Source organism: Labrenzia sp. 5N, assembly GCF_012395805.1.
Taxonomy (GTDB): Bacteria; Pseudomonadota; Alphaproteobacteria; order Rhizobiales; family Stappiaceae; genus Roseibium; species Roseibium algicola.
On the sequence record NZ_JAAZTM010000024.1, the window covers coordinates 137,146 to 152,204 of the forward strand.

Below are 15,059 nucleotides of genomic sequence, written 5' to 3' on the forward strand. Positions count from 1 at the left end.
TGACTATCGGGAAAGACGGTCAAACGCAACGTTTCTGCACCGTCGATATCTGCACAGGTGTCTGTTTCTCCTCACGCTTTAGTCGAGTGAACGCAAATTGCGGACGCGGTCGAATGCAACTGCAATGACAATGAAGCAGCCGATGAACATGCCTTGCCAGAACGTCGAGATGCCAAGAAGAATCAGAGAGTTCCTGATCACTTCGATCAAGAGAGCCCCGATGACCGCTCCAAGGGCCGTTCCCTGGCCTCCGGCAAGATTGGCACCTCCGATCACCGCCGCGGCAATCACCGTCAGTTCCATCGCCTGTCCCAGATTTGTCGTCACGCTGCCGAGCCAGCCGGCCATCAGGATGCCGGCGACCCCTGCGGTCATGGCCGAAAACACATAGATCGAGACCTTGATTCGCTTCACCGGAATGCCTGTCAGCGTCGCTGCCTGCTCGTTTCCGCCAATGGCAAACACGTATTGCCCCCATCTCGTCCACCGAAACACCACGCTCATCACGGTGGCCAGAAGACCGAGTACGTAGATCGGATGCGGCAAACCCAGTGTCGAGCCACCACCGACCCATAACAACAGGTCGTGATCGGGGCCGAATTCCCAGATCATCTTGTTGTTGGACAGGACCATTGCCAGAGATCTGGCGGCCGACAGCATCCCGAGCGTCACCACAAACGCCGGCATGCCCACGTAAGCAATCAATGTACCGTTGATCGCTCCGACAATACCCGCTGCGACAAGTGCCGCGATCGCTGATATCCAGAACGGGGTTCCCGACGACATCAGGACACTGATGACCATCGCGGACAGGACGACCGTCGATCCGACCGACAGATCAATCCCTCCCGACGCAATTACGGTCGTCATGCCGATCGCGATCAGGCCGACAAATGCAAAGTTGCGTGTCACATTGAACAGATTCCGCTGGGTTGCGAAGGAATCAGTCAGCAAAGACAAGGCGACACAGGCGAGAAGGGCTGCCAGAAAGACCCAGAAAATCTGGGAGTTGAATATCCTGGAGAAGGGCGATCCGTGCTGGCTGTGCCCAATGGCTTGCTCAAGAGTTGTCATGGTGCGATCCCCCTCAAGCCGTTTCAATGGCGCCGGTAATCAAACCGGTCACCTCTTCCGGAGAACTTTCGTTTGCCGGCTTGCAAGCCACGAGTTGTCCTCTTCGCAGCACGGCGATGCGGCTGCAGACCGCAAACACATCCGGCATTCTGTGGCTGATCAGGACAACGCTGATACCCTGGTCACTCAGCCGATGGATCAGGTCCAGGACCTCGGCAACCTGGCGTACCGAAATGGCGGCGGTCGGCTCATCCATGAGGACGATTTTGGCGTTGGAAAGAAGCGTTCTTGCAATGGCCACAGCCTGCCGCTGCCCGCCGGACATACGCCTGACAAGGTCTCGAGGGCGGGTTTCGGATTTGAGGACCGCGAATAGATCCGCTGAGCGCTTGTACATGGTGGCATAGTCCAGCAGCTTGATCCCGCCGAAGGACCGCCGCGGCTCTCTGCCAAGAAAGACATTGGACGCCGCCGACAGGTTATCGCAAAGCGCCAGGTCCTGATAAACGACTTCAATACCTTCTACCTGCGCGTCGAGCGGACGATGAAAATCCACGCTGGTGTCATCAATGGAAATCGAACCGTGGGTGGGCCTGAAGTTGCCAGCAACGATCTTTACCAGGGTTGATTTACCGGCACCGTTGTCCCCCATCAGGCCCAGAACCTCGCCCGGAGCCACTTCCAGGGATACGTCGTTCAAAGCCTGAATGGCTCCAAAGCTTTTTGAGATTCCGCTCAGCTTCAGCCTCGACATTCTGATTTTCCTCCCCAAACACCCGGCCAGATGGACGTCGCCACTTGGGAAGTCCTCCCGGTCATGTCCCCGTGACAGGCCGGTTTCAGCTTACCGCATGACACACGTTTTGGTGTCGTTTTTCAATTCTTGACTAATTAATATTAGTAAATATTATTTAATAAAGGCAAGGGGAGATAAATGAAGCTTCTGCTTACAGGTGCCACGGGCAAGGTCGGGAAAAACTTCCTGCCGCGCTTTCTGTCTGAGGACATGTTCAGCGGGTGGGGCGTTGTGGCTCTGTGCAACAACCGGACGATCGATCCCGGCGATCGCGTGGAGGTCATCCGCGGCTCAATTGCCGATCCCGCTTGTGTGTCGAAAGCCATGGCCGGTGTTACGCATGTGCTTCACATGGCAGCCGTCAAGGAATCTCCCGAACTTGCAATCGACGTTTCCGTGAAAGGAGTGTTTGTCCTGCTCGAAGAGTTCCGGAAACTGGCAAATGCAAGGCAATTTGTTCTGATCAGCGGGGACTGTGCCGTTGGTCATGCCTTCCAGCCATATTCGGAGCCGGTTACGGAAACTTCGGAACGCAAGGCTTATCCGGGTTGTTATGCCCTGACCAAGGTTCTGGAAGAGGTAATGCTGGAGCAATACCGGCATCAATATGGTCTGAACGGCTGCATATTGCGCGCGCCCTGGATCATGGAAAAGGACGACTTCAAGTTTGCGCTGAGCTTTGGTCCGGACCAGTTCGGTGGCCCCTTGTGGTCGGACTTTCTTGCCGCCGATGAAATCCAGCGCCTTGCCGGCGGCCGATTTGCTCCGTTGCTGCTGGATCGGGAAGGTGTGCCGCTCAAGCGCAATTTCGTGCACGTGGATGATCTGGTTTCCGCGATCCTTGCGGCATTGGACAGTCCGAAGGCGGCTGGCCAGCTTTTCAATATCTCCATGAACGAACCGGTCGACTACCGGTGCGTCGCCAATTATCTCGCGGCCACAAGATCCTACGAAATCGCGGAAATTCCGACCTCTCTCCACAGCAACTGGCTCGACAATTCCAAGGCGCGCCAGAGGCTGGGCTGGGAACCGTCGGTAGACCTGGAGGCTCTTGTTGAAGGGGCCTGGAACTACAGAAGGGACATCAAAGATCCCCGTAAAATCTGGTACCCGGGGTAAATCGCTCCGGGACCTGCTGGACAGAAGGGAGTGACACGCATGAGACGGAATTTACTGTTGCTTGGCGCCGCTGCCGTTTTGGCAATTTCAGTCGGATCGAGCCTTGCACAAGACAAGAAAACCCTCGCAATCGTGGTGAAGGGGCTTGATAACCCTTTCTTCGAACAGATCAATCTGGGTTGTCAGAAGTGGATGTCCGAAAACGCGGACAGCGAATATGAATGTCTTTATACCGGCCCCGCATCATCCGCCGACGAGGCTGGCGAGGTCCAGATCGTGGATGATCTGCTTACCCGCGGCGTTGCCGCAATCGCCATTTCGCCGTCCAACGCACCTGCCATGGCAAACCGCATCCGTCAGATCGCGCCAAGCGTGCCGGTCATGACCATTGATGCGGATTTCCTGGCTGACGACCGCGACCTTCGCAAGACCTATCTTGGCACCGACAATTATCTGATGGGCGTCAAGATGGCCGAGGAGGCCGCGAAGCTCAAGGCGGATGGCGGAACGGTGTGCCTGCAACTTGGAAACGTTGCTGCCGACAATATCAATGCCCGGGCTCAGGGGTTCCGTGATACGGCCGCTGGAGAAAAAGGTATCGATCGCCTGACTGGCCAGAACGGCTGGACCGAGATCGATGGATGTCCCGTTTTCACCAATGACCAGGCTGATCTTGCAAACCAGCAGATGGCTGACACGTTCATCGCCAATCCCGATCTTGATGCGTTCATCCTGATCGGTGGGTGGGCTCAGTTCGCGCCGCAGGCGTATACGCAGGTGACGGATCAGGTGATGGACAAGCTGAAGTCCAAGGATCTGATCATCATCGCCGGCGATACCTTGCCACCTCAGACGAAAGCCTTCCGCGATGGCAGGAGCCATGCTCAGGTCGGCCAGAGGCCGTTTGAAATGGGCTATCGTGCACCGGATGTGATGATGCAGCTCATCAACGGAGATAGCGTAGACGATCCGCTCTATACGGGGCTGGATGTCTGTAACCAGGAAGATCCTGGTTTCTGCGCAGACAACTAGACAACTTCTCCACTGGCCGCCGAACTGGCGCATTGGTTCGGCGGCGCTTTTTCCTGGCGGGGCCATGGCTTTCACATGGCGCTTTCCCGCCGGCGCGCGTGCGTGCGCCCATCAGATCTTTTTCGCGAAGGGTGCCAAGGTTCGAAATATTACCCTCGATTAGCTGCAAGGGACGGCCTGCTAATTAATACTTGAAAAATTCAATTAATTAATATTAGTAATAATTTGTTGCGGGCAATGTATCGTTGCCCAGAGACAGGGAGGAAAAATTGAAACTTCGGAAAACCCTTTGCGTGGCAGCCATTGCCACACTCGCCGCCACGGCGGCGCATTCGCAGGAAAAGCCGCAACTGGCATTCGTTGTGAACGCGGCCTCCGACTTCTGGAAACTGGCTGAAGCCGGCGTGAACGCCGCGCAGGCGGAACTGCCCGGCTACGAGCTGCAGTTCCGGTATCCCGCTCAGGGAACGGCAGCGCTTCAGAATGCCCTCATGGACGACCTGGTGGCTGCCGGGACTGACGCCATCATGATTTCGTCTGTGGATCCCAAGACATCGACCGACGCCTTCAATCGTGTTGCCGCACAGGTGCCGCTGTTCACGACCGACAGCGATGCGCCGGAAAGCGACCGGATTGCCTATCTGGGGTCTTCGAACACGCTTGCTGGAAATCAGGCTGGCGAAATTGCAATCAAGGCCTTGCCGGACGGGGGAACCTGCATGGGTTTTGTCGGCTTTCTCGGTGCCGATAACGCCAAGGAACGCATCGCCGGTTTCCGCGAAACCGTGAAAGACAAGGGCATCGAGCTGGTCGACGTCCGAGGTGACGACGTCGACTTCGCCAAGGCCCGGTCGAACGTCGATGACGTTCTCGCTGCCAATCCGGAAATCGACTGCATGGTCGGCTTCTACTCATACAATCCCCCGAAGATCTACGAAGCGCTTCAGGCGGCTGGCAAACTGCGTGAAATCACCGTCATTGCCTTCGACGAGGACCCGATCACTCTCGGTGCTATCCGTGAAGGCAGCTTCGCCGGAACGGTGGTGCAGGATCCTTATCAGTGGGGCTACCAGGGCATGCACCTGATGGCCGACTTTCTGGAAGGCGACAAATCCGGAATTCCGGCTGATGGTCTGATCATCGTACCGACGAAGATCATCGATGCGGAAAATGTCGATCCGTTCGAACAGCAGCTGAAAGAGCGCATCAAAGGCTAGGTCGGGCCCTCCCAGGCGGACCCTGAGGCTGCGCGGACCGGATTATTGCCGGCCCGTGCAGCCGAAGCTGATCATTATGGCGGAGCCAAAACCTTGATCCCCGGATTTGAGAAGATTTCCCTCGAACTCACACGGGTAACGAAAGTCTATCCGGGTGTCGTTGCCCTTCAGGATGTCGATTTGAGCATCAAGGGCGGAGAAATCGTTGGCCTGATCGGCGAAAACGGCGCCGGCAAGTCCACCTTGATGAAAGTGCTGGGTGGCGCGATCTCCCCTGACGGGGGCGATATCATCATAGACGGCGTCCGGACCGGTGGACTGACCCCGGCCGAAGCTTCTGCGCTCGGCATTGCCTTCGTCCATCAGGAGCTCAATCCGTTTTCAAATCTTGACGTGACCGCAAACGTGCTTCTGGGCCGCGAAATCACATCCGGTCCGCTACGATTGCTCGACCGGCGCGCCATGGTGGCCAAGGTGGAACCTATTCTCGAGATGCTCGGTACGCGTTTCGGTGCCAGCGATTCCGTTGCGGACCTTTCGCTCGCAGATCAGCAATTGCTCGAAATTGCCCGCGCATTGTCGATGAATGCACGCCTGGTCATCCTTGATGAGCCGACGTCAAGTCTCACCTTGTCGGAAACCGACAGGCTGCTTCAGGTCATGCGGCAGCTGAAGGATCAGGGCGTTGCAATCCTGTTTATCAGCCATCGTCTGAGTGAAGTGGAAGACGTCGCGGACAGGGTTGTGTGCCTGCGCGATGGCAGAAACGCAGGCGCACTGGTGGGCGCCGGCATCCGCAAGGACAGAATGGTGCGGATGATGATCGGCAGGGATGTCGGTCAGTTCTATGAAAAAAAGCCCCATCAATTGCGCGAGCCGGTGCTTGAGCTGCAGGGTGTGCGGACCTCGACCTTTCCCGGCTCAGACGTCGACCTGACACTTCATGCCGGTGAGATCCTCGGAGTTGCCGGTTTGGTAGGTGCGGGCCGAACGGAACTTGCACGCGCTGTCTTCGGTGTGGAGCCGCTGGTTGATGGCACCATCCGGCTCAACGGCCGGGAATTGCAAACTCATTCAGTTCCAGAAGCGATTGCCGCAGGGCTGTCGTTGGTGCCGGAAAACAGAAAAGAGCAGGGCCTTCTTCTAGATTTTGCGATCTGCGCGAACATTTCCTTGCCCTGTCTCAACAAGCTGAGCCGCCGCGGTGTCGTTGACCGGGCGCGCGAGGCAACGCTGGCGGAAAGCTCGCGCGACCGGCTTTCCATCAAGACCAGCGCCATCACACGGGCCGCTGCTGAGTTGTCCGGCGGAAACCAGCAGAAGGTGGTGCTGGCGAAGTGGCTGGCGATGAAGCCGAAGGTTCTCATTTTCGACGAACCGACCAGAGGCATCGATGTGGGCGCGAAGGCGGAAGTCTATCACCTCATGCAGGCGCTCGCGGACGAAGGCGTCGGTATCCTGATGATCTCGAGCGACATGGAGGAAGTCATCGGGGTGTCGGATCGTGTGGCCGTCATGCGCAGGGGGCACGTGTCGGGGATCCTGGGTCGTGACGAACTGACGGAAGAAAACATACTCCGGCTGGCGGTCGGGTAAGGGAGTTGGGGAGACAGAATGCAAAAGAAGGATATCGGACTGGCGGTACTTGTTCTGGTGGTCGGGGCAGTTGTCGCCCTGATCAATCCCCGGTTCTTGTCGCCGATCAACCTGGCAAACACAGCCAACCTCATTGGCCTTTTCGGTCTGTTTTCCCTTGCAGAAGCTTTCGTGATCGTGACGGCGGGTATCGAGTTGTCCGTCGGTTCTCTTATCGCGCTCCTTGGTGTCATCTTCGTCGATCTGATCGTTCAGCAGGGCGTTCCCTGGCCTGTTGCCTGCCTGATCGTTCTTCTGCTGGGAGCCTGTTTCGGTTTCATCCACGGCTGGCTGATCACCCGGTTGAAGCTCCAGCCCTTCATCGTCACCTTGTGCGGCCTCCTGATCTATCGCGGGGTCGCGCGGTTCTACACCAAGGACGGGACGGCAGGCTTTTCGTTCGGAGACAGTTTTCCGGTTCTGGAGTGGCTGATTTCGGGGCGGAGCGGCGGTGTCCCCCACTCGATCATCGCCTTCACCATTATAGCGGTGATCGCCTGGTTCGTGCTTCATCGCACCGTGTTCGGCAGGCATCTTTTCGCTGTGGGCAAGAACGAGGAAGCAGCCCGCTACACCGGAATCAACACGAGACGGGTCATTGTTCTGGCCTATGTCATCTGCGCTGTTCTAACCGGTCTCTCGGCCATCTTCTTTGCCATGTATACCCGCTCCATCCACCCCGCATCCCACGGCAACTTTTATGAACTCTATGCAATTGCAGCCGCCGTGCTGGGAGGATTTTCCCTAAGAGGAGGGGAGGGGTCCGTTGTCGGCGTCGTGTTGGGTGTCGTTCTGCTGCAGATGCTTCAGAATCTCGTCAATCTGCTCGGCATTCCCTCATCGCTCAACTTTGCGGTTATGGGCAGCGTAATCCTGATCGGTGTCATCGCAGACAATCAGATCGCCAAACACAGGAACTCCCGGCGCCAGGCAAGCGCCCTTGCGACCATTGCACCGGCCAGCCGGGAGCCGCGTTCGGAAACGGTATGAAGTCGCTTTTTCAATCTTGAGCGAGCATGGATCGGGCAGGCCTGCTGGTGGGCTGCCTGATTCGACAAGGGGGCTTAGAGAGTGACGATGGCCTTGATCAAGGCTTCCCTGTCTGTCGCCAGTTCCTTGATCTTCGTCGGAAGGTCCTCGAGGCGCACGGTCAGCGTGCACAGCGCATCCGTGTCGATCCGGTCTGAGCGAATTGCCGACATGACGGTCTCGAAGTCTTCTCTCGTGGCGTTTCTGCTGCCGATGATCTGGGTTTCGCGCTTGTGAAACTCCGGGTCGCTGAAGCTGATGGTTTCCTTCACGACGCTCACCAGTACATAGCGGCTGCCATGCGCAAGAAGAGGAAAGCCGGCTTCGATGGCGGCCGCATTGCCTGTTGCATCGAAAATCACGTCGAAGCCGTCTTGAAGCGAACCTGACAGAATGTCGGTTCCGACGAGATGCGTGTTCTTGAAGCTGAATTTTTCCGTCGCCTGGGCCAGCCGCGTTTGGCTCATGTCCAGAAGATGGACTTCGGCTCCCGAAAGCCGGGCAAAGAGAGCTGTGCCGATGCCGATGGGACCGGCCCCGGTGACCAGAACCCTATCATCGGCAGATAGCGCCGCCCGGCGAACGGCATGGGCCCCGATTGCAAGAAACTCCACCATCGCCGCCTGAAGTTCCGTCAAGCCGGTCGCCGGATAGAGATTTTGCTGGGGGACGGCGATGCGGGAACACATTCCGCCATCCCGGTGAACACCGAGAACCTCGATGCTGCTGCAGCAGTTCGGTTTGCCCTTCATGCAGGCCCGGCAGGCGTTGCACGAAAGATACGGGTTGACCACCACCAGTTCCCCGGCAGTCCACGGGCCGACACTTTCCGCGACCCTGCCGCTAAGTTCATGACCAATGACACGCGGGTAGTTCAGGAAAGGGTGCTTGCCTTCCAGAATGTGATAGTCGGTGCCGCAAATGCCGACGGCCTCGATGTCCACAAGCACCCAGCCGTCCGGCGCGTCTTCTGGCAAGGCCCGCGTTTCGAGCCTGAAGACACCCGGTTCGATGACGGTACCGCATTCCATTGATCGGGCCACTGCCGGTGATTTGGTCTTTTCAATATTCATTGAACGGCTTTCCGGCTCCGGGGAGCCCAGTCGTGAGGAAGGTCGCCCTTGATGATAAGGCTGAGAACATCATCCTTGGTGACGTCTTCAATCCGGTGCGAGCCGACTTTACGGCCCTTGTTCATCACTATGACACGATCGCAGAGTTCGAACACGTCATGCATGTCGTGGCTCACCAGGAGAATGCCTATTCCTTCTTCGCGCAATTGTCTGATCAAGGCACCGACCATGGCCGTTTCCGAAGGGCCGAGAGCGGCTGTCGGCTCGTCCATGATCAGGATCTTGACGTCAAAATAGATCGCTCTGGCAATGGCAACAACCTGGCGCTGACCGCCCGAGAGGCTCGACACCGGATCGTTCAGGTTCTTGAAGTTCGGGTTGAGCCTTTTCAGAACACGGACCGCCTCGGCCATCATTCTGTTGTCGTCCAGATTGCCGAACCTTGTTTTCAGTTCCCGGCCGAGAAACAGGTTGGCGGGTGCGTTCAGGTGGTCTGCCAGGGCAAGCGTCTGGTAAATGGTTTCGATGCCCAGATCGCGGGCGTCGTGGGGCGATTGAATGTCGGCGATTTCGCCGTTGACCTTGATCGTCCCCTCATTGGGGATCATGGCTCCGGACAGGATGCGCATCAGACACGATTTGCCGGCGCCGTTGTGGCCGAGAACGCCAACGACTTCACCTGGATAAAGCTCCAGAGAAACACCATTCACCGCCCTGATGCCGCCAAAGTGCTTTTCGATTGCCTCCATCTGCACCAGCGGTGCCGCGGATTGTGCATCTGGTTTCATATTCCGTGTCCCGATCGACGATTGAAAAGACCGAAAGCCTTTGAGCAGCAAGGCTTCCGGCCGCGTTGTGGTGCGTTAGTAAAGGACGTTCTGAACGCTCGGATGATCGATGTTGTCCTTGGTGGCCAGCACGACGCCGGTGTCGATGAAGTTCGGCACCTGTTCACCGTTCAAGAGCTTCAGAATGGTCTGAACGCCGATCTCGCCCATCTGGAACGAGCCCTGAACGGCAGTCGCGGCCAAAGTTCCATCGCGGACGAAATCCTGAAGGTCTGTGTTGCCGTCAAAGCCGATCGCCGTGACCTTGCCCGCCTTTCCGGCTTGTGCCAGTGCCCGGCCCATGCCGATGGCCGTCGGTTCATTGGCGCCAAAAATGCCGACAAGATCCGGATTTGCCGCCAGAACGTCGGTGGTCTGGTTCAAGGCGGTTGCCATCTGGGACTGGGAGTAATAGGGGCCGACGATCTCGATCTTGGACTGATCCTCGATCCGCTTGACGAAGCAGCCGACGCGGCCAAGTTCGGAGCCGACACCCGCGACATAGGACATCACGGCAACCTTGCCCTCTGTCCCGACTTCCGAAATCATCTTGTCGGCAACCAGTTGACCGGCAGCACAGTTATCGGTCGACAGGAATGACTGGTAAAATTCCTTGCCGTTGTCGGCGAGGCCGGAGTCGATGATGACGACGGGAATTTCGGATTCATACGCTTTCTTCACCGCCGGGATCAGGGCTTCCGGATCGGATGGTGCCAGGACAATTCCGGATACGCCGCGGTTGATGGCGTTCTCGACAAGGCTGACCTGATCGGCAACGGCCGATTCCGAGGCCGGACCGTTGAAAGTCATTGTGTGGTTCGACTGGCCTTCGATGGCTGCGCTGGCGCCCTTGTTCACGTTCTGCCAGAAGTTGGAATTCGTCGTCTTGACGATGACCGCAATTTCTCCGGCCTGCGCGGCTGCTGCGGACAGCGCAAGGGCACTTGCCATCATCGCTGTTGTCAAAAGCTTCTTCATTTCATTCTCCTCCGTCTGAAGTTGCTCTGGAAATCGTCCGGCTTTCTCAGCGCCGGTTTCTGATCTGATCGACGTAGACCGCCAGAATGACGATGACCCCGATCACGATTTGCTGGATGAATGCGGACACGCCGGCCATGTTGAGGCCGTTCCGCAGAACGCCGATGATGGCTGCGCCGATCATCGTTCCGGAAATATTGCCGACGCCGCCCATGAGCGAAGCCCCGCCGATGACGGCCGCGGCGATCGCGTCGAGCTCGTACATGACGCCTTCGTTCGGCTGCACCGTCACGAGACGGGACATCAGGACGTTGCCCGCGAGCCCGGCAAGCGCTCCTGAAAGGACGTAGGCAAAGATCTTGGTGCGATCGACCAGGACACCGGAGAGACGCGCGGCTTCCTCGTTCGAACCTGTGGCATAGATATGCCGGCCGATCTGGCGGCGCCTGAGAAGATAGGCTGCGGCAAGTGCGACAACCGCGAGCAGAATGACCGGATAGGGAATTCCGGGGAAGACGACTTTCGGGAAGATGCCGCCGGTTTTCTCCACGATGCGGAACAAGGAGCCATTGCCCAGAAGACCGAAACTTTCGCCCAAGCGCGAAATCGGCGCTGCGCCTGTCAGCTGGAGGGCAACGCCGCGGGCGATCAGCATCATGCCGAGCGTTGCCACGAACGGGGTGATCCGCATTTTCGTAATGACGAAGCCGTTGACGAAACCGCAAGCGGCGCCGGCCATCACGCCGATCGCCATGGCGGGACCGACCGGCACGCCTGCCTTGATGCTCAATCCGGTGATGGTTCCCGAAAGGGCAAGTACGGAGCCGACGCTCAGGTCGATGCCGCCGGTAATGATGACCATCGTCATCCCGATGCCCAGCAAGCCGATGACGGACGTCTGCAGCAGCACAGTCAGGCCGTTGTTGATGGAGAAAAAGGCCGCGTTTCCAAACGAGAACGCGAAGATCAGCAGGGCAAGGGTCAGGAGCGCCGATAACTTGTGAAAGGAACCGGCAGACAGTTTGAAGGTCCAGGAAGCAGGCTCTGCGCCTCGATCAAGATCCGCCATAAATCCTCCCGGGCCGGATATTGAATAAAATTATTAAAAACAATATGAGGTCAGGCAATGCGACGCGTCAACAGTTTTTTATTTTTTAATACAAACAATCGGAATTGTTCAGCGTTTTGGATATGTTAGGTTGCTGCCATGGCAAGAACGGACGAACGATTCAGGCGCGCATACAACAGGTTGCTGGACATCTGCAGCACCATGGCGATTGGCGACGAGTTGCCCGCCGAGACCACGCTTGCGGACAAGATGGAAGTCAGCAGAACCATCGTACGTACCGCATTGCAAAAGCTGGACAGCGACAATCTCATTCGCTGGGAAGGCCGTACCAAGACGCTGATCCGGAAACCTCAGGCGGAGCACCGCCTGGTTCCTGCCGAAAGTTCCCTGTCCACGGAGGAACTGGAGCACAGGTTCTTTGAATGGATCCTGCGTTTCGACGTTCCGGCGGGGACGTCGCTCAATGTGGCGCAATTGTCGCGGCAATTCGGTGTTCCCGTCCACAACCTTCAGGAATTTCTGGCCGGACTGAGCCGTCTCGGTCTTGTGGAACGCCGTCCAAGAGGAGGCTGGTCGCTCCTTGGGTTCACGTCGGAATTTGCGGTTGAACTGTCAGAGTTTCGAATGGTGCTCGAGCTGAATGCTGTGCGGCAGCTGCTGACCCTTCCGCCCGAGCACGAGATCTGGAAAAAGCTCAAGGCCTTGAAGCGCGAACATGAGGACCTGAAGTCGGTCCTTGAGGAGCGGTATCACGACTTTTCCCTGCTGGACGAAAAGTTTCATTCAGCCGTCAACAGCGTGGTCAAAAACCGGTTTGTTCTCGAGGCACAGAAGCTCATCAAGCTGATCTTCAACTACCACTACATGTGGGACAAACGCGACGAGCTGGAACGCAATGCGGCCGCGATCGAGGAGCATCTCGAATGGATCGACGCGATGCTCGACAAGGACGGCGCAAGGTCGGAAGCCGCAGCGCTAAAGCATCTGCGGAGATCGAAGGAAACGCTTCTGCAGTCGCTGCGGGTTCACAAGTTCGCCTGAAGGCCCTCTTGCGCAGGGGTGCCAAACACTCTTGAAAAGCTGGCAGGCGGTGCTTCGGCGAGGCAGTCGAGATTGCGCTTCAAGGATGAGGCCTTCGATGTGCCGAGCAGAACAGAGGCGACACCGGGATAGCTGTGGGCGAAGTGAAGGGCCGCGCTGGCAAGCGGAAGTTCCAGTGTTTCTGCCTGTTCCTTGAGCGCGGTCACCTTTGCCAGGATTTCCGCTGGCGCGGGTGCGTAATCGAACCAGGCGCCCTCAACCGGTCCCGTTGCCAGAATTCCGGAATTGAAGATCCCGCCGAGAACCAGGCTTGTGCCTTTTTCCCGGCACCGCCCGACGAGTTGGTCTTCGGCTTCCCGGTCGAGCAGGGTCAAGCGTCCTGCAAGCAGGATGGCGTCCAGGTCGGTCTCATTCAGAAGGTCGAGACAAACCCGGCTTTCATTCACGCCGAGGCCGAAGGCGCGGATTTTTCCCTTGTCTTTCAACCTTTGCAACCGGTCGAGCCCGGTCGCCAGCAAGTCCTGCATATGTGTTTCGTTTGAAGCACCATGTGTGTAGGTGCCGATGTCGTGGATGTAGACAATATCGACATGGCGCGTCTGCAGCCGCTCAAAACTGCCTTCCAATGACGCTTCAATGCCGTCACCGGAATAGTCGTAGCGAACAGCGTTCGGAAGCGGGTCGAAAAAACCGTCGGCCTCCTTCAGAGGAGTTCCTGGTGACAGAACGCGCCCAACCTTGGTGGACAGGACGTAGTCTTCACGTCGCCTGGATTTCAGGAACCGGCCTAGCCGCTCTTCCGACCGGCCACGGCCATAATGAGGTGCGGTGTCGAAGTACCGGATCCCGGCGTCCCAGGCAGACTGGAGAACTTCGTTTGCCTCTGGTTCCGGCACTACCCGACCCATGTTTCCGATGGCGGAGGCTCCGAAGGAGATATCCGTTACCAGAACACCTGTGTTGCCTATCTGTCTGCGTGCCCTCATCCGCGTGCTGCCTCGGCACCGGCCGCCACTGCATCCAGCCGGGGCATTTGAAGTGACGCGTCGGCTTTCCGTGCCCAGGACAGGAAAGATGAAATACGTCGGTCTATCTTTTCCCCGTGGTTCTGTGCGATGTCGGCAAGCTTGTGGTCCAGAAACGGGTTCTTGAACCTGTCGATTGTCGTGGCGGCATAGGCTTCCGCTTCGTTCTTGCGGCCATGAGCCTCGAAGGCAGGGATGACTTCGCGTCGATAGAGATCTGTAAGGTCGGGGCCATAGTCGGGACTGTCAATCAGTTCCCGGACAAACTGCAGGGACGAACCGCCTGCAGCCAGCCATCGTGACACCAGATAAGTGTGTCCAAGGTTCAAGATGAAAAGCTTCAGGGTCTCGACCTGTTCCAGATCCCCGACCACCTGCACGCATGGGTGCACGCAGGGTAGAATGAGGCCGGGTTGTTTCTCTATTGCCCAAAGCGCATAGGGTTCGGCAACAGCTCCGGCGGGTTCCAGCGGTTCGGAGACGATCCTGTCGACCAGGGAATTCACCCAGGTCACGTTTGAGCGGAGCCAGTCTGCAAATTCAGGCGGGTAAAGAGCTGCAATGGAAAGGACGAGATCTCTCAGAACATTGCCGTTTTCGGGAATGAGTTCGGCCGGCATGACCTGCACCGGAGCGCCGCCCATGCCGAACCTTTGGAACAGGAACCACGTCAACTTGGCCGGATAGGACATGTCGATGGAAAAGTCGGTGCTCTTGTCTGCCTCACTTGGCCGATAGCCCGCATCAGCGGTGTTGGAGAGGATAATCCTTGCCTCGCCGGCCACGGCTTTCGCAACCTCGGCAAGGTCTTCCGGCAAGGACAAGGCACGTTTGATGCTGCTGACGGTCTTGCTTGTGTCCACCAGGGTGCCGTTGTCGATGCCCTTGATCCGGACTTCGTAGCCGGAAGGGTCTGCAAGCGCCTTCAGGCGATGTGCCCGGGACGCGTCGCCACTGGTTTGAACCACTGTGATCGGTCCGGCGTCCTGCCCTTCGGCAATGGCTTCGGAGACGAATAGATCCGCATGCGCTTGCAGGAAGCGGCTGGTCCCGAATTGAACGATCGCTGACGTCGACATGGCTCTCTCCCGAATGATTTTATGTTTATTATTATTACAAACATTTTAAATCAAGCAATTTCCGA

14 protein-coding genes are annotated in these 15,059 nt (G+C 57.6%); 6 read left to right on the forward strand and 8 right to left on the reverse strand.

Features of this window, described 5'->3' with window-relative positions:
* Positions 1–78: 78 nt before the first annotated feature.
* Together HEP89_RS27685 and HEP89_RS27690 are read right to left on the reverse strand one after the other, a co-directional pair.
* On the reverse strand, positions 79–1,074 hold the full coding sequence (locus HEP89_RS27685; protein ID WP_168693601.1) for an ABC transporter permease: 996 nt from the start codon (positions 1,072–1,074) through the stop codon (positions 79–81).
* A 13-nt stretch (positions 1,075–1,087) separates the two neighbouring features.
* Positions 1,088–1,828, reverse strand: a complete 741-nt coding sequence (locus tag HEP89_RS27690) for an ATP-binding cassette domain-containing protein (RefSeq protein ID WP_168693602.1) — start codon at positions 1,826–1,828, stop codon at positions 1,088–1,090.
* A 180-nt stretch (positions 1,829–2,008) separates the two neighbouring features.
* On the opposite strand from HEP89_RS27690, the gene HEP89_RS27695 reads away from it, so the two are divergent.
* The 5 genes from HEP89_RS27695 (at position 2,009) to HEP89_RS27715 (ending at position 7,863) form a co-directional block, all read left to right on the forward strand.
* Entirely contained in the window at positions 2,009–2,989 is a 981-nt protein-coding gene (locus HEP89_RS27695) for an NAD(P)-dependent oxidoreductase (RefSeq protein ID WP_168693603.1), read from the forward strand.
* 39 nt (positions 2,990–3,028) lie between these two features.
* On the forward strand, positions 3,029–4,021 hold the full coding sequence (locus HEP89_RS27700) for a substrate-binding domain-containing protein (RefSeq protein ID WP_075281822.1): 993 nt from the start codon (positions 3,029–3,031) through the stop codon (positions 4,019–4,021).
* Between the two features lie 269 nt (positions 4,022–4,290).
* Complete coding sequence (locus tag HEP89_RS27705) at positions 4,291–5,238, forward strand: sugar-binding protein (RefSeq protein ID WP_077294132.1); 948 nt, start codon at positions 4,291–4,293, stop codon at positions 5,236–5,238.
* A 93-nt stretch (positions 5,239–5,331) separates the two neighbouring features.
* Positions 5,332–6,834 carry a sugar ABC transporter ATP-binding protein gene (locus HEP89_RS27710; protein ID WP_168693604.1) on the forward strand — a complete coding sequence of 501 codons (1,503 nt, stop codon included), beginning with the start codon at positions 5,332–5,334 and terminating at the stop codon, positions 6,832–6,834.
* Positions 6,835–6,852: 18 nt separating this feature from the next.
* Positions 6,853–7,863 (forward strand): ABC transporter permease, encoded by a 1,011-nt coding sequence (locus tag HEP89_RS27715; protein WP_055660753.1) that lies wholly within the window; start codon positions 6,853–6,855, stop codon positions 7,861–7,863.
* Between the two features lie 74 nt (positions 7,864–7,937).
* On the opposite strand, the gene HEP89_RS27720 is transcribed toward HEP89_RS27715, so the two are convergent.
* The 4 genes from HEP89_RS27720 to HEP89_RS27735 all read right to left on the reverse strand — a co-directional run bounded on the left by HEP89_RS27720 (position 7,938) and on the right by HEP89_RS27735 (position 11,849).
* Positions 7,938–8,933, reverse strand: a complete 996-nt coding sequence (locus HEP89_RS27720) for a zinc-binding alcohol dehydrogenase family protein (protein WP_286201095.1) — start codon at positions 8,931–8,933, stop codon at positions 7,938–7,940.
* A gap of 38 nt (positions 8,934–8,971) precedes the next feature.
* On the reverse strand, positions 8,972–9,763 hold the full coding sequence (locus HEP89_RS27725; RefSeq protein WP_152512199.1) for an ATP-binding cassette domain-containing protein: 792 nt from the start codon (positions 9,761–9,763) through the stop codon (positions 8,972–8,974).
* Between the two features lie 75 nt (positions 9,764–9,838).
* Positions 9,839–10,780: an ABC transporter substrate-binding protein gene (locus HEP89_RS27730; protein WP_152507790.1), complete on the reverse strand. Its 942-nt coding sequence runs from the start codon at positions 10,778–10,780 to the stop codon at positions 9,839–9,841.
* Positions 10,781–10,826: 46 nt separating this feature from the next.
* Positions 10,827–11,849: an ABC transporter permease gene (locus HEP89_RS27735; protein WP_152507791.1), complete on the reverse strand. Its 1,023-nt coding sequence runs from the start codon at positions 11,847–11,849 to the stop codon at positions 10,827–10,829.
* Between the two features lie 138 nt (positions 11,850–11,987).
* Here HEP89_RS27735 and HEP89_RS27740 point away from each other — a divergent pair, with 138 nt between their 5' ends.
* The gene (locus HEP89_RS27740) at positions 11,988–12,890 is read left to right on the forward strand and encodes a GntR family transcriptional regulator (protein WP_209018140.1); all 903 of its coding nucleotides are present in this window, start codon (positions 11,988–11,990) and stop codon (positions 12,888–12,890) included.
* Here the strand turns inward: HEP89_RS27740 and HEP89_RS27745 are convergent.
* Together HEP89_RS27745 and HEP89_RS27750 are read right to left on the reverse strand one after the other, a co-directional pair.
* Positions 12,875–13,876: an aldo/keto reductase gene (locus HEP89_RS27745; protein WP_168693606.1), complete on the reverse strand. Its 1,002-nt coding sequence runs from the start codon at positions 13,874–13,876 to the stop codon at positions 12,875–12,877. The two genes, HEP89_RS27740 and HEP89_RS27745, sit on opposite strands and share 16 nt — an antisense overlap.
* Complete coding sequence (locus HEP89_RS27750; protein ID WP_168693607.1) at positions 13,873–14,994, reverse strand: mannitol dehydrogenase family protein; 1,122 nt, start codon at positions 14,992–14,994, stop codon at positions 13,873–13,875. Before HEP89_RS27750 ends, HEP89_RS27745 begins: the two co-directional genes overlap by 4 nt.
* Positions 14,995–15,059: the final 65 nt, after the last annotated feature.

What these genes read in the sequence shown, in the direction of transcription:
- HEP89_RS27685 (WP_168693601.1), bottom strand. Translation starts at nt 1,074, where the DNA reads ATGACAACTCTTGAGCAAGCCATTGGGCACAGCCAGCACGGATCGCCC.
- HEP89_RS27690 (WP_168693602.1), bottom strand. Translation starts at nt 1,828, where the DNA reads ATGTCGAGGCTGAAGCTGAGCGGAATCTCAAAAAGCTTTGGAGCCATT.
- HEP89_RS27695 (WP_168693603.1), top strand. Translation starts at nt 2,009, where the DNA reads ATGAAGCTTCTGCTTACAGGTGCCACGGGCAAGGTCGGGAAAAACTTC.
- HEP89_RS27700 (WP_075281822.1), top strand. Translation starts at nt 3,029, where the DNA reads ATGAGACGGAATTTACTGTTGCTTGGCGCCGCTGCCGTTTTGGCAATT.
- HEP89_RS27715 (WP_055660753.1), top strand. Translation starts at nt 6,853, where the DNA reads ATGCAAAAGAAGGATATCGGACTGGCGGTACTTGTTCTGGTGGTCGGG.
- HEP89_RS27720 (WP_286201095.1), bottom strand. Translation starts at nt 8,933, where the DNA reads ATGGAATGCGGTACCGTCATCGAACCGGGTGTCTTCAGGCTCGAAACG.
- HEP89_RS27725 (WP_152512199.1), bottom strand. Translation starts at nt 9,763, where the DNA reads ATGAAACCAGATGCACAATCCGCGGCACCGCTGGTGCAGATGGAGGCA.
- HEP89_RS27730 (WP_152507790.1), bottom strand. Translation starts at nt 10,780, where the DNA reads ATGAAGAAGCTTTTGACAACAGCGATGATGGCAAGTGCCCTTGCGCTG.
- HEP89_RS27735 (WP_152507791.1), bottom strand. Translation starts at nt 11,849, where the DNA reads ATGGCGGATCTTGATCGAGGCGCAGAGCCTGCTTCCTGGACCTTCAAA.
- HEP89_RS27740 (WP_209018140.1), top strand. Translation starts at nt 11,988, where the DNA reads ATGGCAAGAACGGACGAACGATTCAGGCGCGCATACAACAGGTTGCTG.
- HEP89_RS27745 (WP_168693606.1), bottom strand. Translation starts at nt 13,876, where the DNA reads ATGAGGGCACGCAGACAGATAGGCAACACAGGTGTTCTGGTAACGGAT.
- HEP89_RS27750 (WP_168693607.1), bottom strand. Translation starts at nt 14,994, where the DNA reads ATGTCGACGTCAGCGATCGTTCAATTCGGGACCAGCCGCTTCCTGCAA.